The organism is Citrobacter sp. RHB21-C05, from assembly GCF_013889015.1.
In the GTDB taxonomy this organism is placed as follows: Bacteria; Pseudomonadota; Gammaproteobacteria; order Enterobacterales; family Enterobacteriaceae; genus Citrobacter_A; species Citrobacter_A sedlakii.
This window is the reverse complement of sequence record NZ_CP057611.1, coordinates 1,327,252-1,346,025: the sequence shown is the minus strand read 5'-3', so window position 1 is coordinate 1,346,025 and position 18,774 is coordinate 1,327,252. Positions and strand designations below refer to the sequence as shown.

Below are 18,774 nucleotides of genomic sequence, written 5' to 3'. Positions count from 1 at the left end.
TCGGGTCGTTAGCTCAGTTGGTAGAGCAGTTGACTTTTAATCAATTGGTCGCAGGTTCGAATCCTGCACGACCCACCAATGTAAAAAGGCGCCCTAAAGGCGCCTTTTTGCTATATGCAGAATTTAATGATTCGAACCTGCCGCAGGTTCGGGTCGAACGTAGTGAGACAACGGAGCCGCTTGCGGCGACGGCCCGAAGGGCGAGGCGAAGCCGAGTCATCCTGCACGACCCACCAATGTAAAAAGGCGCCCTAAAGGCGCCTTTTTGCTATATGCAGAATGCAGAATTTAATAACTGGAAAGGCCACGGCGCCGTTTTGTAGACTGGATAAGAGCATGCCATCATCCGGTAAAATGCCGCTACGCCGTTAACGACTCAATCATCCGCTCCAGTGCGGGCGTTGCTTGCTGCTTCTCATAAACCACATACAGGTCCGCCGGTATCCGCTCTTCCAGAGGTCGAAACGCCACCCCTGGCCAGTTCATCTGCGCGTATCCATCCGCCATCAGCGTGATCCCCATCCCCATGCTTATCATCGCCAACACCGTCTGCGGCTCCACCACTTCACGAATGATCATCGGGGAGAAACCCGCCTGCTGGCATACGCGCTGGAGAAATGCCCAATCGGAATGTACCGACGGAAGGGTGACGAAGTATTCATTCCGCAACGCGGCGAGGGGGATTGACTCACGAGAGGCCAACGTATGATCCTCAGGGACGGCGACCAGAAATGAAGACTCATGCAGACGCAGGCTGGTAAATCCGGAGGGAGGCTCGATCGCCATTCGCCAGATCCCGGCATCCAGTTCCCGACGCTCTAACAGCGCCATTTGCATACCCGGTGATTTTTCGCGAAAGAGCACTTCTACGTTGGGGTTTTCTTTTAGAAAACTGCGCATCGCCGGACGCATCCTCCCCCACATTGCGGTACCGACCACGCCAAGTTCGATTCGCCCCGCCTCGCCCCGCCCGATCTGTTCAACTCGCGCCATTGCCTGATTGGCACTCGCCAGCAGCCGCCGGGACTCCTCCATCAGGATTTTACCCGCATGCGTTAGCGCCACGCTGCGCGAATGACGCACAAACAGCAACGTCCCCAGCTGCTGCTCGAGCTCTTTGATATGAATACTCAACGGAGGCTGCGACATGTTCAGACGCGCTGCCGCCCGGCCAAAATGCAGTTCTTCCGCAACCGCAAGAAAATACCGCAGTAGCTTGAGATCGATGCGATGCGCGCGTTCCATGATAAGTGCGTTCCAGTTTAGAGGGAGACATCGCAACGTTACCACATTGCCGCTCATAAGATAAAACGGCGGGTAGATGACCCGCCGCGAGAGAGATTAATGTGCCAGCGACCTGGCCATTAACTTTTCTGGCTCATGCTTATACTTAAAGAACAGCGCGAATATCACCGCCAGCACCAGAGCGTACGCCGCAAAGACTAACCAGATAGTTTGCCAGTCCTTCACGCCGTCAACCGAAAAATAATCTACCGCCAGGCCGCTCAGTATCGAGCCAACCCATGCGCCGACGCCATTGACCATGGTCATAAACAGCCCCTGGGCGCTGGCGCGAATTCGCGCGTCCACTTCCTGCTCCACAAAAACAGAACCTGAAATGTTAAAGAAGTCGAAGGCGCAGCCGTAGACAATCATCGACATCAGCAGCATGACAAAACCCAACGGCGATGGGTCGCCAAAAGCAAAGAAGCCAAAGCGCAGCGTCCATGCCAGCATGCTCATCAGCATGACCGTTTTAATACCAAATCGCTTCAGGAAGAACGGGATCGTCAGAATAAAGCCCACTTCCGCCATCTGGGAAACCGAAAGCAATATTGAGGGATATTTCACCACAAAACTGTCGGCAAATTCCGGGTTGCGGGCAAAGTCATGCAGGAACGGGTTACCGAATACGTTGGTAATTTGCAGCACTGCACCCAGCATCATCGCGAAGAGAAAGAAGATCGCCATACGCGGTTTTTTGAATAGCACAAAAGCATCCAGCCCCAGCTTACTGACTAAAGATGCGGTCGCTTTCTTCTCCGCAATCGGGATCTTCGGCAGCGTAAAAGCATACATCGTTAGCAGCAGCGATGCGCCAGAAGCGATATACAACTGCGCGCTGCTAAGTTCCAGCCCCATCAGACTGACGGCCCACATCGCGACGATAAAACCAATCGTGCCGAAAACGCGAACAGGCGGGAATGCCGTCGCCGGATCCTGCCCCGCCTGCGCCAGGCAGGAATAAGAAATGCTGTTAGAGAGCGCAATTGTCGGCATGTAGGCCATCGCATTGACCAGCATTACCCAGAACATGGTGTCCGAATCAGTGACGGTCGTTGCGTACAGCAACACGCCAGCGCAAACCAGATGACACAGCATGTACGCACGTTCTGCGCGTAGCCATTTGTCCGCGATGATCCCCATAATCCCCGGCATAATAATCGCCGCCAGCCCTTTTGAGCTGTAGATCATGCCCACGTTGGCTCCGGTAAAATGTAAGGTGTTAATCATGTAAGAGCCCAGAGTCACCAACCAGCTTCCCCAGATAAAATATTGCAAAAAAGACATGATTTTTAAGCGTGTCGCAATACGCATTCTTTTCCTTCCTTGCCGTAGAGTACGACCCCGTAAGCCGGGGTCTTATTGTTATGTGCCTCAGGCCAGTTTGCGCAGGAAACCGCAAATGAGGTTGATAAAATTTTGCCGGGAAAGTTCTGCTGCCGCGAGCGTTTGCGCATGGGAGAGCGTCACATCGCCCAACCCTTCCGCGAGGTTAGTTATTGCAGAAACGGCAACCACCTTCAGTCCGCAATGGCGGGCGGTAATCACCTCAGGTACCACAGACATCCCCACCACATCACCGCCAATAATTTGCATCATGCGAATCTCTGCGGCTGTTTCAAAGTTCGGTCCAGGGTAAGAAACAAATACCCCTTCATTGAGGGTAAAGCCCTCTTCCGCCGCCACCGTCTGAAGAACCGAGCGATAATCGGCGTCATAAGCATTGGCCAGCGAGAAGAAACGCTCGCCAAAACGTTCGTCATTCAGCCCCACCATCGGCGTACCCGGCATGGTATTAATATGGTCGCTGAGCGCCACCAGGCTTCCTGGTCCCACTTCCGGGCGCAGCGATCCGGCAGCGTTAGTACAGAACAATAACTCGCAGCCCAGCAGCCTGAGGGTACGGATTGCGTCCGTCATAATGGTCATCCCCCGTCCTTCATAGAAGTGCCCGCGCCCTTTCATACAGGCAACCGGCACACCTGCCAGATAGCCGAGAACCAGTTCACCGGCATGACCATGAACCGTGCTTACCGGGAACCCCGGCAGCTTCTCGTACGAAATCGCCACGGCGTCTTCGATCTTTTCAGCAAGCGCGCCTAAACCAGAACCGAGAATAAAGGCCACGCGCGGCGTAAAACCAGGTGAGTAACCGCGAATGATATCAACGCAATACCACGGATTCTGTGACAGGTCGGAATGAGTCATGGGATGTCCTTAAAATCTACATATCGAATGAATTGTGTTCAGCACCCTCTTTTTATAGCGAGAGAGCATTGCAACTTTCCAATACACTTTCTCATGACGATCGATATGGAAATGATATCGATCGCCATAGGGCAATTAAGATCGCCTCGCTATCGATTAGTAATAATTATGTATTGGATTTCTCACCCATCACATAAATACCATACCTGTTGCTGACAAGAGCAAAATAATAAAACAATTATTCGAAAACAATCTATTTCCGGATACTGGAATATACCCTATGAATAAAAATATTATTATCTTAAGTTTTACCGCCGCGTTAACGTTATCGCAATCTGCCCACGCGGAGTTAACAGGTGGATTTGCCGATATCGGTCTTCACTACCTGGACTGGACGTCTGATACCACACACCGAACCAGCAGCAAATCCCACAAAGACGACTTTGGTTATCTGGAACTTGAAGGTGGCGCTAATTTTAGCTGGGGTGAAATATATGCTTTCTTCGACTGGGAAAATTTTTATCGCTCACGGAATGAAAAACCGGGGAGTGAACAGCGCTATACGTTTAAAAACACCAATCGTATTTATCTTGGCGATACCGGATTAAATCTTTATTTGCATGCATATGGGACCTACGGTTCCCCCAATCATATTCATTTCCATGATGACATGTTTTTGTATGGTCTGGGATATAACTTTACCGGCACGGGTTATTGGTTAAAGCCATTTATTGCAAAACGCTATACCGACCAGACATATTATAGCGGTGACAATGGTTACGTAATGGGATGGGTTGCCGGATACAGTTTTACTCTCGGAAGCGAGAAATTCACCCTCACCAACTGGAACGAATACGAGTTTGATCGCGACCCCGCCTATGCCGCCGGAAACGGAGGCAAAGATGGATTGAATGGCGCCGTGGCGGTATGGTGGAACGCAACCCCGAACCTGACGGCAGGCATTCAGTACCGCTACGCTGATAATAAGCTGGGAGAGTCGTTCCTTCAGGATGGGGTTATCTACTCGGCGAAATTTAACTTCTGACTACAGGGCTGCCAAAGGCTGGCATCGCTGAAGTTTTGCGCTCCTGTGTCGATATCTTGATGGTCCGTCATTTCGGAACAGGTGCGCGCTATGATGACCCGTAATATATCCATCCCTTCCTTGCAAAACTGCGGCTGCGGGGCAAAAGCCGCCGCTGGCAACCAGCAGACAAACGTATATATCTGATTGAGCGCCCACACAGGCACAACGCACCTTTCACCCGGCCGGGAAAAATACTATGCCCTTACTCGCTAGCGCTTCTTTCCTGGGCATCAGCGACATGCGGTGTATACTCTATCGATTCCATTAATATGCAGACGCAGTACGCCTTTGTTATTTCTGTAGTCGATACACACACTGTCAGTACTGAATCCCTGGAGTCGTTATGACGCTTTTTCGTATTCTTGATCCCTTTACGCTGACACTGATCGCCGTTGTTTTGCTGGCGTCGTTTTTTCCCGCAGAAGGGGCTTTTGTCCCTGTCGTCGAAGGCGTGACGACCGCCGCCATTGCGCTGTTGTTCTTTATGCATGGCGCGAAGCTCTCGCGCGAAGCCATTATCGCGGGCGGAAGCCACTGGCGCTTACACCTGTGGGTGATGTGCAGCACCTTTATTCTGTTCCCTGTGCTCGGCGTACTGTTTGCCTGGTGGGCGCCCGTCAACGTCGATCCGATGCTCTACACCGGTTTCCTGTATCTCTGCATTCTGCCTGCCACCGTTCAGTCGGCTATCGCCTTTACTTCGCTGGCCGGCGGCAACGTGGCGGCGGCGGTCTGCTCCGCATCGGCGTCGAGCCTGCTGGGGATTTTCCTTTCGCCACTGCTGGTCGGTCTGGTGATGAACATGCACGGCGCGGAAGGCAGTCTGGAGCAGGTCGGTAAAATCATGCTGCAACTGCTGCTGCCCTTTGTCCTTGGTCATCTTTCCCGACCATGGATCGGTAAATGGGTGGCGAAAAATAAGAAATGGATTGCGAAAACCGACCAGACATCCATCCTGCTGGTCGTTTACTCTGCCTTCAGCGAAGCGGTGGTTAACGGTATCTGGCACAAGGTAGGCTGGGGGTCGCTGCTGTTTATCGTCGTTGTCAGTATTGTGCTATTAACTGTCGTTATTGCGGTAAACGTTTTTGTCGCCCGCAAATGCGGCTTCAATAAAGCGGATGAAATCACCATCGTATTCTGCGGCTCAAAAAAGAGCCTCGCCAACGGTATCCCCATGGCCAACATTCTGTTTCCAACGTCGGTGATCGGCATGATGGTATTACCGCTGATGATCTTCCACCAGATTCAACTGATGGTCTGTGCGGTAATGGCACGCCGCTACAAGCAGCAGACCGAAAAAATGCAGGCGCAGCAGGAGAGCCGCGCCGCGAAAGTTTAAAGCGGCCGTTTCAGGGGCTGAACCAACTGCGTCAGCCCCTCGGTTTTAATGAGCAGCGCAATTTGCATCAGTTCGCCCAGTTTACCCGGCGGAAATTCATCCTTGCGGGCAAACCACAGTAAATACTCCTCCGGCACATCAATCAGCCGACGCCCTTTATATTTCCCGAACGGCATCACCGTGTTGGCGATCTCAATGAGCTGCTCTTTTTCCATTTCAGGCACCCAGCAGGCGGAGCATTTCCGCTTCGTCAATGACGTCGATGCCCAGCTCCTGGGCTTTCGCCAGCTTCGATCCTGCCGCTTCACCGGCAATCACCAGATCGGTTTTTTTCGACACACTGCCCGCCACTTTCGCCCCAAGAGCCACCAGACGCGCTTTGGCGTCATCACGGGACATCTGGCTCAGGCTGCCGGTCAGAACCACCGTTTTACCGGCGAAGGGACTGTCGATCTCTGCGGGATTGATTGCAACCGGCGCGGGCCAGCGCACGCCTTCCGCCAGTAGTTGGCCAATAACCTCGCGGTTGCTCTCTTCCGCAAAGAAATTAAACACATGGGTCGCCACCACAATTCCCACGTCAGGCACTTTCTGCAACTCATCTATCGACGCCGCTTCTAAGGCGTCAAGCGTACCGAAGTACGCGGCTAATCCCGCGGCGGTCGCTTCACCGACTTCGCGAATACCCAGCGCATAGAGAAAACGCGCGAACGTTGTCTCCTTCGCCTTTTCCAGCGCGTCCACCACGTTTTGCGCCGACTTCGGCCCCATGCGGTCCAGCCCGGTCAGTTTTCCTGCCGTCAGCCGGAACAGATCCGCAGGCGTATGCACATACTCTTTCTCAACCAACTGGTCGATAATTTTGTCGCCCATTCCGTCAACGTCCATCGCCCGACGGGAAACGAAATGTTTCAGCGACTCTTTCCGCTGCGCGCCGCAGATTAAGCCGCCGGTACAGCGGGCAACGGCTTCGCCTTCCACGCGCTCGACGTCAGAACCGCAAACCGGGCACTGGGCCGGAAATTCAACCGGACGCGTATCATCCGGACGGTCGGAGAGCACCACATTGACGACCTGCGGGATCACGTCGCCCGCCCGGCGAATAACCACTTTGTCGCCAATCCGCAGCCCAAGACGGGCGATTTCATCGGCATTGTGCAGCGTGGCGTTACTGACCAACACGCCAGCCACCTGTACGGGCTCCAGCCGCGCGACAGGCGTGATAGCGCCCGTACGCCCCACCTGAAATTCCACGTCGCGGACAAAGGTCATCTGTTCCTGGGCCGGGAATTTAAACGCCACTGCCCAGCGCGGCGCGCGGGCAACGTAGCCAAGCTGTTCCTGCAGCGCCAGTGAATTCACTTTGATCACCACGCCGTCAATATCGAAGCCCAGCGTTGGGCGATCTTCTTCCACCTGACGGTAGAACGCCAGAACCGCTTCCGGAGAGTCGCACAGCGTAACGCGATTACTCACCGGCAATCCCCACGCCTTAAACTGCATCAGTCGGCCCAGGTGGGTATCGGGCAATTCGCCCCCTTCCAGGATACCAACGCCGTAACAGAAGAAAGTCAGCGGTCGCTTCGCTGTAATACGCGGGTCAAGCTGGCGTAGCGAACCCGCGGCCGCATTACGCGGGTTAGCGAAGACTTTGCTCCCGGTACGACGCGCCTCTTCGTTGATTTTTTCAAAACCGGCCTGGGGCAGAAAGACTTCTCCGCGCACTTCCAGACGCTCAGGAATGTTATCGCCATGCAGACGTAGCGGGATGGCGCGGATGGTGCGCACGTTGGTGGTAATGTCTTCTCCGGTGGTTCCGTCGCCACGGGTTGCGGCCCTGACCAATATGCCGTTTTCATACAGAATGCTGACCGCCAGACCATCGAGCTTTAGCTCGCAGCACCAGGTCAGTTTATCCGTGCTTTTTAAGCGATCCTGAACGCGTTTGTTAAACGCCAGGAAGCTCTCTTCGTCAAACACGTTGTCCAGCGACAGCATCGGTACTTCATGACGAATCTGGCTGAACGAGGCCAACGGCGCCGCCCCAACCCGCTGGGTAGGCGAGTCCGGGGTGATCAATTCCGGGTGCCGGGCTTCCAACTCGCGCAGTTCGCGCATCAGACGATCGTACTCCGCGTCGGGCACTTCCGGCGCATCCATCACATGGTAAAGATACTCATGATGGCGAAGCGTGGTTCGCAGTTCTGTCAGTTGTTGTTCGATTGATTCCATATCGCACCATCAATGATAAAAAACCCCCGACAGGCGGGGGTTCAGAAAAGTATGTGTCGTGCCTTTAGTGTATCAGGCGTTAGCGTCTTTCACTTCGCGGATGCGGTCCTGATACTCACGCAGTTTTTGCGGCGTCATCATCCGGCGCTGGTCGTCCAGCACTACGCCACCCACTTCATCAGCGATATGCTGCGCAGACTGAAGCATCAGCTTAAAGTTTTGCAGTTCGTCGCCATAAGACGGCACCTGCATGAAAATGGTCACGCCAGGCGTGGTGAAGTCGGTCATTTCCGGGTCAAAGGTTCCCGGATTAACCATATTCGCCAGGCTGAACAACGCCGGACCACTGCCGTCGGGACTCAGGTGGCGGTGGAAGATATTCATGTCGCCGAATTTAAAGCCCGCTTGCTGGATACTGTTGAGCAGGACGTCGCCATTCAGTTCGCTACCGTGATGAGCGGCAACGTTCATGATGATTACCGCTTCTTTACGCTGCGGTTTTTCTGGCGCAGGGGCCGGCGTTTCTTCTACCACCGGTTCTGGTTGCGGCTCTGCTACTGGCTCAGCCGGCTGGAATGCTTGCGAGGCCGCCTGCGGCGCTGGCGAAGCGGGCTGCTGAACAGGCTGTACCTGAGGCGCGGCAGTTTGCTGCGCCTCAGGCGCAGGTTGTTGCGGCGCGGCCTGCGGCTGAATGGGTTGCTGCGGGGCAGGCTGCGGCTGAACCGGCTGTACCGGACGCGGAGCGTGCTGCGGCGGCACCGTCGCGTCAGGCGGCGGCGCGACCGGCTGACGCGGCTGCGCAGACGCATAAGGCGGCTGGTACTGGTGTTGCGGCGACTGGCGAGGGGCTTCATGCTCCTGCGGGCTGCCGGGGGCATGATTCACGCGGTGAACACGAACTTCACCCACGCCTTCGTCAGCGTCGATATCGTCGTCAAACGGCTCATCGTCGCGTTTTGATTTCATGCGTTTCAGTGGACGATCGCGGAACATAGAAGATCGTTCTTTACGGCTGGTCCAGAAACCATGTACCAGTAAAGCGATTATGGCGATCGCGCCAACAATGATTAATATCAGACGCAAATCCTGCATCATTATATTCTCTGTTGTTCTAACACCTTGCCACCACGGCAAACATTTACTCACTAAGAGTATTTGCCGATTACGTCAAGTGCAAGTGTACTCTTAGCTTTCCCGGCATAAAGATGAAGGAAATCGTGCTTTTTGCTGTTTTTTCGAACATTTCCGAACTGTCCTGAATGCAATTACCCGGTAAGATACCCGGGTTCACTTAGGACTAATACTAAAAGGAGTCTGTCCTGACTATGGTGTCATCATCCGTCACCGCACCACGCAGCGGTGTGTACTACTTCGCTCAGGGGTGGAAGCTGGTCTCGCAACCTGGGATCCGCCGTTTTGTTATTTTGCCCCTGCTGGTCAATATCGTGCTGATGGGCGGCGCCTTCTGGTGGCTGTTTACCCAACTGGATGCCTGGATCCCGTCGTTAATGCGGCATGTCCCGGACTGGCTGCAGTGGCTGAGTTATCTGCTCTGGCCGATCGCCGTGATCTCGGTGGTGTTGGTCTTTGGCTATTTCTTTTCGACGGTCGCCAACTGGATTGCCGCACCGTTTAACGGTCTGTTGGCGGAACAGTTGGAAGCGCGTCTGACCGGGGCCACGCCGCCAGATACTGGCGTGCTGGGCATCATGAAAGATCTGCCGCGCATCATGAAACGCGAATGGCAAAAATTCGCCTGGTATTTACCGCGCGCCATCGTCCTGCTGATCCTCTATTTCATTCCCGGTATTGGTCAAACTGTCGCCCCGGTGCTCTGGTTCTTGTTCAGTGCCTGGATGCTGGCGATCCAGTATTGCGATTATCCTTTCGATAACCATAAAGTGCCGTTTAAAGAGATGCGTTCTGCCCTGCGCGCGCGCAAGGTCACCAATATGCAGTTTGGCGCGCTCACCAGCCTGTTTACCCTTATCCCGGTGCTGAATCTTTTTATCATGCCGGTTGCAGTGTGCGGCGCAACGGCGATGTGGGTCGATTGCTATCGCGCGAAGCATGCCTTGTGGAAATAATGTAAAGATGAGACGCCAGCCGCTGGTATATGCCGTTTCTTATTCCATACTGATCGTCATTATTTCCTCATAGCATATAGATATGCGAAATCCTTACTTCCCCCTATCCGTCTGACGGGTATGCTGGGAAGGTATCCCAATTTCATACAGTTAAGGACAGGCCATGAGTAAGATTTTTGAAGATAACTCGCTGACTATCGGTCATACGCCGCTGGTTCGACTGAACCGCATCGGTAACGGACGCATTCTGGCGAAGGTGGAGTCACGTAACCCGAGCTTCAGCGTGAAGTGCCGTATCGGTGCCAATATGATTTGGGATGCCGAAAAACGCGGCGTACTGAAACCGGGCGTGGAACTGGTTGAACCGACCAGCGGCAACACCGGTATCGCACTGGCTTACGTCGCTGCCGCGCGCGGCTATAAGCTGACGCTAACCATGCCGGAAACGATGAGCATCGAGCGCCGCAAACTGCTGAAAGCGCTGGGTGCGAATCTGGTGCTGACCGAAGGCGCGAAAGGCATGAAGGGCGCGATTCAGAAAGCGGAAGAGATTGTCGCCAGCGATCCGGCGAAATACCTGCTGCTTCAGCAGTTCAGCAACCCGGCGAACCCGGAGATACATGAAAAAACCACCGGCCCGGAAATCTGGGAAGATACCGATGGTCAGGTGGATGTATTTATTTCTGGCGTGGGTACAGGCGGTACGCTGACTGGCGTATCCCGCTACATCAAAGGCACAAAGGGTAAAGCAGACCTCATCACGGTCGCCGTCGAACCGACGGATTCTCCGGTTATCGCGCAGGCCCTGGCTGGCGAAGAGCTGAAGCCAGGCCCGCACAAAATTCAGGGCATCGGCGCGGGCTTTATTCCAGGCAACCTTGATCTCAAACTGATTGATAAAGTCATTGGCATCACCAATGAAGAGGCGATTTCTACCGCACGCCGTCTGATGGAAGAAGAAGGGATTCTGGCGGGCATCTCCTCCGGCGCAGCCGTCGCTGCCGCGCTTAAATTGCAGGAAGATGAAAGCTTTACCAATAAGAATATTGTGGTTATCCTACCGTCCTCGGGTGAGCGTTATCTGAGCACCGCATTGTTTGCCGATCTCTTTACTGAGAAAGAACTGCAACAGTGATGCCAGCTTGTTAAAAACGCGTAAAAAAGCACCTTTTCAGGTGCTTTTTTGTGGCCTGCTTCAAACTTTCACCCCACCTGGCATTGATTCACCCCGTTGGGTCTGGTATTTAACCTGACTAATTATTTTGAAGCGCGAAATTAATCGTTACAGGAAAACTCCTTGCTGAATCGATTTTATGATTTGGTTCAATTCTTGATTTCGCGGCATAATGTTTAATGACGAGCGAAACGTCAGCGGCCAGAAGTTGCCTGCAACGGATTGCGTATAACACCTGGTGTGTCGCGTCCGTTTACGTCGGCACTAACAATACAGGCTAAAGTCGAACCGCCAGGCTAGACTTTAGTTCCACAACACTAAACCTATAAGTTGGGGAAATACAATGTTCCAGCAAGAAGTTACCATTACCGCTCCGAACGGTCTGCATACCCGCCCTGCTGCTCAGTTTGTTAAAGAAGCGAAAGGCTTCACGTCTGAGATTACTGTGACTTCCAACGGCAAAAGCGCAAGCGCAAAAAGCCTGTTCAAACTGCAAACTCTGGGTCTGACTCAGGGCACCGTTGTCACCATTTCTGCGGAAGGTGAAGACGAGCAGAAAGCGGTTGAACATCTGGTCAAGCTGATGGCGGAACTGGAATAAGTTTTTCCGGGTTCTTTTAAAAATCAGTCACAAGTAAGGTAGGGTTATGATTTCAGGCATTTTAGCATCCCCGGGTATCGCTTTCGGCAAGGCACTTTTGCTGAAAGAAGACGAAATCGTCATTGACCGGAAAAAAGTTTCTGCCGACAAGGTTGATCAGGAAGTTGAACGTTTTCTGAGCGGTCGTGCCAAGGCATCTGCGCAATTAGAAGCGATCAAAACCAAAGCTGGTGAAACGTTCGGTGAAGAAAAAGAAGCCATCTTCGAAGGGCATATCATGCTGCTCGAAGATGAGGAGCTGGAGCAGGAAATCATAGCCCTGATTAAAGATAAGCACATGACGGCTGACGCAGCTGCGCATGAAGTTATCGAAGGTCAGGCCACTGCCCTGGAAGAACTGGATGATGAATACCTGAAAGAACGTGCGGCTGATGTGCGTGATATCGGTAAGCGCCTGCTGCGCAACATCCTGGGTTTGGCGATCATCGACCTGAGCGCAATCAAAGACGAGGTTATCCTGGTTGCCGCTGACCTGACCCCGTCCGAAACCGCACAGCTGAACCTGCAAAAAGTGCTGGGTTTCATCACCGACGCGGGCGGCCGTACCTCCCACACCTCAATCATGGCGCGTTCTCTTGAACTGCCTGCTATCGTGGGTACCGGCAGCGTTACCTCTCAGGTTAAAAACGACGACTATCTGATTCTGGATGCCGTAAACAACCAGGTTTACGTCAACCCGACTAACGAAGAAATTGAAAAACTGCGCGCCGTGCAGGAACAGGTTGCCACCGAGAAAGCGGAACTGGCGAAACTGAAAGATCTGCCGGCAATCACCCTGGATGGCCATCAGGTTGAAGTGTGCGCAAACATCGGTACCGTACGTGACGTCGAAGGCGCAGAGCGTAACGGCGCCGAAGGCGTTGGCCTGTATCGTACTGAATTCCTGTTTATGGACCGCGACGCGCTACCGACTGAAGAAGAACAGTTTGCGGCGTACAAAGCTGTTGCTGAAGCCTGCGGCTCTCAGGCAGTTATCGTGCGTACTATGGACATCGGCGGCGACAAAGAGCTGCCGTACATGAATTTCCCGAAAGAAGAGAACCCGTTCCTGGGCTGGCGCGCTGTGCGTATCGCCATGGATCGCAAAGAGATCCTGCGTGACCAGGTTCGCGCTATCCTGCGCGCGTCCGCTTTCGGTAAACTGCGCATTATGTTCCCGATGATCATCTCTGTTGAAGAAGTGCGCGCACTGAAGAAAGAGATCGAAATCTACAAACAGGAACTGCGTGACGAAGGTAAAGCATTTGACGAAGCAATCGAGATTGGCGTGATGGTGGAAACACCGGCTGCGGCGACGATTGCGCGTCATTTAGCCAAAGAAGTTGATTTCTTTAGTATCGGCACCAATGATTTAACGCAGTACACGCTGGCAGTTGACCGTGGTAATGATATGATTTCACATCTTTACCAGCCAATGTCACCGTCCGTGCTGAACTTGATCAAGCAAGTTATTGATGCTTCTCATGCAGAAGGTAAATGGACTGGCATGTGTGGTGAGCTTGCAGGCGACGAACGTGCTACACTTCTGTTGCTGGGGATGGGTCTGGACGAATTCTCTATGAGCGCCATTTCTATCCCGCGCATTAAGAAGATTATCCGTAACACGAACTTCGAAGATGCGAAGGTGTTAGCAGAGCAGGCTCTTGCTCAACCGACAACGGACGAGTTAATGACGCTGGTTAACAAGTTCATTGAAGAAAAAACAATCTGCTAATCCACGAGATGCGGCCCAATTTACTGCTTAGGAGAAGATCATGGGTTTGTTTGATAAACTGAAATCTCTGGTTTCTGATGATAAGAAAGACACCGGAACTATTGAGATTGTTGCTCCGCTCTCTGGCGAGATCGTCAACATCGAAGACGTGCCGGATGTAGTTTTTGCGGAAAAAATCGTTGGTGATGGTATCGCCATCAAACCAACCGGTAACAAAATGGTCGCGCCTGTTGACGGTACCATCGGCAAAATCTTTGAAACCAACCATGCGTTCTCTATCGAATCCGATAGCGGTATCGAGCTGTTCGTTCACTTCGGTATCGACACCGTTGAGCTGAAAGGCGAAGGCTTCAAGCGTATCGCGGAAGAAGGCCAGCGCGTGAAAGTGGGTGACCCGGTCATCGAATTCGATCTGCCGCTGCTGGAAGAAAAAGCCAAGTCCACTCTGACGCCGGTCGTTATCTCCAACATGGACGAGATCAAAGAACTGACCAAACTGTCCGGTAGCGTGACCGTGGGTGAAACTCCGGTTATCCGCATCAAGAAGTAATTCTTGCTGCAGTGAAAAATAGCGCCTTCCGGCGCTATTTTTTTATCCGTCAATTTCACCTTTACAGCAGCGTGGCGGTGACCGGACGATAGCACTTCTCGCGCATCAGGATTTTCATGCCGTCCGGTCCACTTTCCAGCATCCGTTTTTCGGCGTCTGCGACCAACAATTCGCACTGATACCCTCCCGCAACGCCAAACATGGCGCGCGCCACGCAAATATCCGCCAGCGCATCCACTCCACTGGTGTCGAAATGACCGACCACCCGCCCTTGTTGACGAACCACTAAGCGATAACTTTTCATTGCGCCTCCCCTGTCGGCGGCAGTATTAATTCGTCGCAGCCGCATTGTTGGGTCCACATCATGACGTCCAGCACCCTCTCTGCCGCCAGTTGCGTGGCTCGGGTTAACGTCATGTCACGTACAATGCCGCTCACCAGCTCCGCACAGAACAGATCGCCAGTGCCTTTCAGATCGGTTTCCACCCGTGGATGTTCAATAATATCCACCGATTCAGCCGTCACCACCGCCACGTTGATAGCGTCACGGTTTTGTCCGGGAGCACTGGTGATCACAATCCACTTCAGCGTATCGGTGAGCAGCGACCTCGCCGCAATCACTGCCTCATCAAGCGTATCGCACGGTTTGCCGCTCAGCATGTGCAGTTCAAAGACATTTGGCGTCAGCCCATGCGCCACTGGCAGCAGATGCTGACGGTAAGCCTCCGGGATTTCCGCTTTCACATACATACCGCTGTCCACGTCCCCTATCACCGGATCAACCAAAATGGTGATATTGGGGTGGTGCTGGCGCACGTTCTGCAACCATTGCGCCAACAGGACGATTTGCTCTGCGCTGCCCATGTAACCGGTGGTCACCGCCTTCAGCTCGCGCAGGGCGTCGCGCTCACTCAGCGCCTGTAAATAGCCGTTAAACCAGTCGGCAGGAATAATGCCGCCATAAAACGTCTCGTAATGCGGCGTATTGCTGAACAGCACCGTAGGTACCGCCGTGACGCGCAAACCTTTTGCCTTAATAGCCGGCACCGCGATGCTGTTACCCACGCTGCCGTACACCACCTGTGACTGAACGGCGACGATGTCGGTTTGTAACGCCCGATGGCTATCGCTAAAAAGCACTGACTGTATATCACTCTCCTGCGCCATAAACATCTCCTCTCACTGGACAACGGGCTGGCGCCTCACTATTATCGTCATATGCTAAAATTCATTTTGTCATAGGTCAATAATGATCGACGGAAAAACCGCCAGCGAAATCTTTGACAGCATCCGCCAGCATATCACCAGCGGAGCGTTACGTTCGGGGGATACCTTACCTCCCGTGCGCGAACTGGCCCAGGCGCTAAACGTCAACCGAAATACTGTCGCTGCGGCCTACAAACGGCTGGTCATCTCCGGACTGGCGCTGAGTCAGGGGCGCAACGGCACGGTGATAAACGGCGCCTCTGCGCCAGTTGCGCTGGAAGGAAGCGATCCGCACACTCCGCTTGTCGATCTTTCCGGCGGCAATCCCGCAGCGGATCGTCTGCCCGAGCTGGGACGCTATCTAAAAACGCTCACGCATACTCACCGCTTGTACGGCGATGAAGCGTTATCGCCCGCGTTACAACAGTGGGCGCAAACATGGATGAAGGATGCCACCCCTGCCGAAGGCGAAATTGATATTACCAGCGGCGCCATTGATGCCATTGAACGCCTGCTGAGCGCCCACCTGCTGCCGGGCGACAGCGTGGCGGTGGAAGATCCGTGCTTTCTGAGCAGCATTAATATGCTGCGCTACAGCGGTTTTCGCGCCACGCCCGTGCGCGTTGACGAGGAAGGCATGCAACCGGACATGCTGGAGCAGGCTTTACGCCTGGGCGCACGCGCGGTGATTATTACCCCACGCGCGCATAATCCAACCGGATGCAGCCTGAGCGCCACGCGTGCCGCCGCGTTACAAAACATACTTGCCCGCTATCCGCAGGTGTTAGTCATTATCGACGATCATTTCGCCCTGCTCTCGACATCAGCCTGGCATCCGGTTATCGCCGCGGAAACCCTGCGCTGGGCGGTGGTGCGTTCAATGTCGAAAACGCTCGGCCCGGACCTGCGTCTCGCCATCGTTTCCAGCGATCCGCTGACGTCGCAGAAACTGCGTCTGCGCCTGAACGCGGGCAGCCAGTGGGTCAGTCATCTCCTTCAGGATCTCGCTTCTGCCTGCCTGAACGACAGTGATTTTCAGCGCTCACTGAACCATACCCGGCAGTTTTATGCGTCCCGCCAGCAAAAGCTGGCCGGGGCGCTGGGCCAGTATGGCCTGGCCGTACCGCCGGGCGACGGTCTGAATCTGTGGCTGCCACTGAAGGACATCAGTCAGAAAACCGCTTTTATGCTGGCGAAATCAGGCTGGCTGGTGCGCGAAGGTGAGGCGTTTGGCGTGAACGAACCTGCACACGGTCTGCGTATCACGCTGTCGACATTGAGCGACAGCGATATCAACACCCTGGCGGCTGATATTTATCAGGCGCTGAATGGCTAACAGGAGAAGAGCGTGCGAGTACATTTTGTTGTTCACGAATCATTTGAATCCACCGGCGCCTATCTGCCATGGGCAGAACAACGGGGCTATACCCTCTCATGGTCTCGCGTTTATGCCGGAGAACCCGTGCCGAAGAACGCGGACGGCTTTGACATGCTGGTTGTATTTGGCGGCCCCCAGTCGCCGCGAACAACGCTTGCAGAATGTCCGTACTTTGACTCGCTGGCGGAACAGCATCTCATTAATCAGGCGATAAGCGCCGGACGTATTGTGGTGGGCATCTGTCTTGGCGCGCAATTGATTGGCGAAGCATTGGGCGCAAAGGTCTGCAAAAGCCCGGAAAAAGAGATCGGTCATTTCCCTATTACGCTGACCGCAACAGGCAAAGAGCATCCGTTTTTCTCTCACTTTGATTCTCCACTGAGTGTCGGTCACTGGCATAACGATATGCCGGGATTAACCGATCAGGCGACCGTCATTGCGGAAAGTAAAGGCTGTCCGCGACAAATTGTGCAGTTTGGTCATTTCATTTACGGCTTCCAGTGCCACATGGAATTTACCGCCGAGTCCGTCGAAGGGTTAATTAGGCACTCCCAACAGGAGCTGGCGGAAGCCGCAGGGAAAACGTTCATCCGTTCGGTAAAGGAAATGCGCGAATGGAATTACCAGGAAATGAATGAAACGCTGTGGCGGTTTCTGGATAAACTTCTGCAAGCACATTCAGAAAATTACCCCGGTCGCGGGTGCAACTAAACGCAGGACGCCTTGTCAGAACAACGAAGGATTTCTTATCGCAAGGAAGGCAGGGAAAGACCATTGCTGTTTTTCCCAGAACGTATGACCGCAAAGCGCCTGCGGCAGAGAAAACGGATAACTTCGTTCGTGAACTGCTGACTGCTGACTGCTGACTGCTGATTTAAAAGAAAAAGCCTAATCTACGTCAAACCGGTCAGTGACACACTGACCGGCATTGGTTATATCCCCGCCCCCTGGCTGAAATGCTCTTCGCCAAACACACCCGTGGAAAGGTAACGATCGCCACGATCGCAGATAATCGCCACAACGACGGCGCCCGGCGTCGCCTGCGCCACACGAATCGCCCCGGCCACCGCGCCACCGGAACTGACACCGCAGAAAATCCCTTCCCGCACCGCCAGCTCGCGCATGGTGTTTTCCGCAGCCTGCTGATGAATATCCAGTACCTCGTCAACCAGCGAGGCGTTAAATATTCCCGGCATATATTCCGCAGGCCAACGGCGGATCCCCGGAATGCTGCTGCCCTCTTCCGGTTGCAGGCCAACGATGGTGACAGGCTTCGCCTGCTCGCGCAGAAAACGCGACACGCCAGTGATTGTGCCGGTCGTGCCCATACTGGAGACAAAATGGGTGATGCGCCCGGCAGTTTGCTGCCAGATCTCCGGCCCGGTGGTGCTGTAATGCGCCAGCGGGTTATCAGGGTTGTTAAACTGATCGAGCAGTTTACCCTCTCCGCGTTCTGACATGGCTAACGCTAAGTCGCGCGCCCCTTCCATGCCCTGCTCTTTGCTGACCAGAATCAGCTCTGCGCCATAAGCGCGCATTGCCGCGCGTCGCTCCTGGCTCATGTTGTCCGGCATCAGCAGGGTCATGCGGTAGCCTTTCAGCGCGGCAATCATCGCCAGCGCAATCCCGGTATTTCCACTGGTTGCTTCAATGAGTACGTCGCCTGGTTTAATTTCCCCGCGCTTTTCCGCCTGCACGATCATCGATAGCGCAGCGCGATCTTTCACCGACCCGGCGGGATTGTTACCTTCCAGTTTGAGCCAGATTTCACTGCCGTTGTCCGGCCCCATCCGCTGCAATTTCACCAAAGGCGTATTGCCGATTGTTTGTTCTAGTGTGTTCACGTCTTTT

At 53.9% G+C, this 18,774-nt stretch carries 18 protein-coding genes, 1 tRNA gene and 1 other RNA gene; 11 read left to right on the top strand and 9 right to left on the bottom strand.

All coding sequences use genetic code 11. From position 1 onward, the window contains the following. Window positions 1-2 precede the first annotated feature (2 nt). Both HVX72_RS06440 and HVX72_RS06435 read left to right on the top strand, forming a co-directional pair. Window positions 3-78: transfer RNA gene (locus HVX72_RS06440), tRNA-Lys, on the top strand. 24 nt (window positions 79-102) lie between these two features. Next, window positions 103-236: non-coding RNA, RtT sRNA (locus HVX72_RS06435), on the top strand. 124 nt (window positions 237-360) lie between these two features. Here the strand turns inward: HVX72_RS06435 and HVX72_RS06430 are convergent. The 3 genes from HVX72_RS06430 to xapA form a co-directional block, all read right to left on the bottom strand. Next, the gene (locus tag HVX72_RS06430; protein WP_181822797.1) at window positions 361-1,245 is read right to left on the bottom strand and encodes a LysR family transcriptional regulator; all 885 of its coding nucleotides are present in this window, start codon (window positions 1,243-1,245) and stop codon (window positions 361-363) included. A gap of 96 nt (window positions 1,246-1,341) precedes the next feature. Beyond that, window positions 1,342-2,598, bottom strand: coding sequence for a nucleoside permease (locus HVX72_RS06425; RefSeq protein ID WP_181822796.1), 1,257 nt, complete (start codon window positions 2,596-2,598; stop codon window positions 1,342-1,344). A gap of 60 nt (window positions 2,599-2,658) precedes the next feature. Beyond that, a complete protein-coding gene (xapA, locus tag HVX72_RS06420; protein ID WP_181822795.1) occupies window positions 2,659-3,492 on the bottom strand; it encodes a xanthosine phosphorylase in 834 nt (277 codons plus the stop codon). Window positions 3,493-3,772: 280 nt separating this feature from the next. On the opposite strand from xapA, the gene HVX72_RS06415 reads away from it, so the two are divergent. Together HVX72_RS06415 and HVX72_RS06410 are read left to right on the top strand one after the other, a co-directional pair. Then, on the top strand, window positions 3,773-4,537 hold the full coding sequence (locus HVX72_RS06415) for an outer membrane protein OmpK (protein ID WP_181822794.1): 765 nt from the start codon (window positions 3,773-3,775) through the stop codon (window positions 4,535-4,537). Window positions 4,538-4,922: 385 nt separating this feature from the next. Continuing rightward, window positions 4,923-5,921 carry a bile acid:sodium symporter family protein gene (locus HVX72_RS06410; protein ID WP_060570587.1) on the top strand — a complete coding sequence of 333 codons (999 nt, stop codon included), beginning with the start codon at window positions 4,923-4,925 and terminating at the stop codon, window positions 5,919-5,921. Here the strand turns inward: HVX72_RS06410 and HVX72_RS06405 are convergent. The 3 genes from HVX72_RS06405 to zipA form a co-directional block, all read right to left on the bottom strand. Further along, the gene (locus HVX72_RS06405) at window positions 5,918-6,136 is read right to left on the bottom strand and encodes a DUF3820 family protein (RefSeq protein ID WP_060570586.1); all 219 of its coding nucleotides are present in this window, start codon (window positions 6,134-6,136) and stop codon (window positions 5,918-5,920) included. The genes HVX72_RS06410 and HVX72_RS06405 overlap by 4 nt on opposite strands. A 1-nt stretch (window position 6,137) precedes the next feature. Beyond that, window positions 6,138-8,153 carry an NAD-dependent DNA ligase LigA gene (gene ligA, locus HVX72_RS06400; RefSeq protein WP_181822793.1) on the bottom strand — a complete coding sequence of 672 codons (2,016 nt, stop codon included), beginning with the start codon at window positions 8,151-8,153 and terminating at the stop codon, window positions 6,138-6,140. 72 nt (window positions 8,154-8,225) lie between these two features. Next, a complete protein-coding gene (gene zipA / locus HVX72_RS06395) occupies window positions 8,226-9,248 on the bottom strand; it encodes a cell division protein ZipA (RefSeq protein WP_060570580.1) in 1,023 nt (340 codons plus the stop codon). Between the two features lie 230 nt (window positions 9,249-9,478). On the opposite strand from zipA, the gene cysZ reads away from it, so the two are divergent. The 5 genes from cysZ to crr all read left to right on the top strand — a co-directional run bounded on the left by cysZ (window position 9,479) and on the right by crr (window position 14,339). Then, window positions 9,479-10,240, top strand: a complete 762-nt coding sequence (gene cysZ, locus HVX72_RS06390) for a sulfate transporter CysZ (RefSeq protein WP_181822792.1) — start codon at window positions 9,479-9,481, stop codon at window positions 10,238-10,240. Between the two features lie 163 nt (window positions 10,241-10,403). Continuing rightward, window positions 10,404-11,375, top strand: a complete 972-nt coding sequence (gene cysK / locus HVX72_RS06385; protein WP_181822791.1) for a cysteine synthase A — start codon at window positions 10,404-10,406, stop codon at window positions 11,373-11,375. A 382-nt stretch (window positions 11,376-11,757) separates the two neighbouring features. After that, complete coding sequence (gene ptsH / locus HVX72_RS06380; RefSeq protein WP_000487600.1) at window positions 11,758-12,015, top strand: phosphocarrier protein Hpr; 258 nt, start codon at window positions 11,758-11,760, stop codon at window positions 12,013-12,015. 46 nt (window positions 12,016-12,061) lie between these two features. Next, on the top strand, window positions 12,062-13,789 hold the full coding sequence (gene ptsI / locus HVX72_RS06375) for a phosphoenolpyruvate-protein phosphotransferase PtsI (RefSeq protein ID WP_042290832.1): 1,728 nt from the start codon (window positions 12,062-12,064) through the stop codon (window positions 13,787-13,789). 40 nt (window positions 13,790-13,829) lie between these two features. Next, complete coding sequence (crr, locus tag HVX72_RS06370; protein WP_042290834.1) at window positions 13,830-14,339, top strand: PTS glucose transporter subunit IIA; 510 nt, start codon at window positions 13,830-13,832, stop codon at window positions 14,337-14,339. Between the two features lie 61 nt (window positions 14,340-14,400). Here the strand turns inward: crr and HVX72_RS06365 are convergent, their stop codons facing one another. Together HVX72_RS06365 and pdxK are read right to left on the bottom strand one after the other, a co-directional pair. Further along, on the bottom strand, window positions 14,401-14,643 hold the full coding sequence (locus HVX72_RS06365) for a cytoplasmic protein (RefSeq protein ID WP_181822790.1): 243 nt from the start codon (window positions 14,641-14,643) through the stop codon (window positions 14,401-14,403). Then, window positions 14,640-15,506, bottom strand: coding sequence for a pyridoxine/pyridoxal/pyridoxamine kinase (pdxK, locus tag HVX72_RS06360; RefSeq protein ID WP_181822789.1), 867 nt, complete (start codon window positions 15,504-15,506; stop codon window positions 14,640-14,642). The genes HVX72_RS06365 and pdxK overlap by 4 nt, the downstream gene beginning before the upstream one ends. An 82-nt stretch (window positions 15,507-15,588) precedes the next feature. Here pdxK and ptsJ point away from each other — a divergent pair, with 82 nt between their 5' ends. Next, window positions 15,589-16,881 (top strand): transcriptional regulator PtsJ, encoded by a 1,293-nt coding sequence (ptsJ, locus tag HVX72_RS06355; protein ID WP_181822788.1) that lies wholly within the window; start codon window positions 15,589-15,591, stop codon window positions 16,879-16,881. A gap of 12 nt (window positions 16,882-16,893) precedes the next feature. Continuing rightward, the gene (locus tag HVX72_RS06350) at window positions 16,894-17,634 is read left to right on the top strand and encodes a type 1 glutamine amidotransferase (protein ID WP_181822787.1); all 741 of its coding nucleotides are present in this window, start codon (window positions 16,894-16,896) and stop codon (window positions 17,632-17,634) included. Window positions 17,635-17,855: 221 nt separating this feature from the next. On the opposite strand, the gene cysM is transcribed toward HVX72_RS06350, so the two are convergent. Next, the gene (cysM, locus tag HVX72_RS06345; RefSeq protein WP_042290846.1) at window positions 17,856-18,767 is read right to left on the bottom strand and encodes a cysteine synthase CysM; all 912 of its coding nucleotides are present in this window, start codon (window positions 18,765-18,767) and stop codon (window positions 17,856-17,858) included. Window positions 18,768-18,774 lie beyond the last annotated feature (7 nt).